Raw genomic sequence first — 356 nt, forward strand, 5'->3', positions numbered from 1 at the left:
ATTTTGAAGCAAAGCCTCCTTTCTTCCAAGTCATTTGCAGCGTATAGATAATTTTCAACAGGCGCTAAGGGTGTACATCAATATAGTACTAACTAAAGCAATGATAAAATGAGCGACCCATCCAAAGAGTGTAAGCTAACTAAGGAAACCAATTCTGAAGTAGTTGTTATGCTCCCTGCAATCGCACAAACCGATAATACGGGCAGTCCTATTTCCCTTTACAATCAGAACCTCGAGGTCTTAACCATCCTGGAAGGGGGACAGGCCATTCCGGCAGGCCAAAACGGCACCGTCGTTTTGGATCAAAATTATATTGATCCGGATATCGGCGAATCCACTTATTCCCTGCTCTACAA

Annotated in this window: 1 protein-coding gene; it reads left to right on the forward strand. The window is 43.3% G+C overall.

What is annotated here, in order from left to right:
* Positions 1-108: 108 nt before the first annotated feature.
* Positions 109-356, forward strand: a 248-nt coding sequence (locus tag E1171_RS00120) for a hypothetical protein (RefSeq protein WP_222931266.1), incomplete at its 3' end; no start/stop codon positions are given.

This window comes from Xanthovirga aplysinae (assembly GCF_009711365.1).
Taxonomy (GTDB): domain Bacteria; phylum Bacteroidota; class Bacteroidia; order Cytophagales; family Cyclobacteriaceae; genus Xanthovirga; species Xanthovirga aplysinae.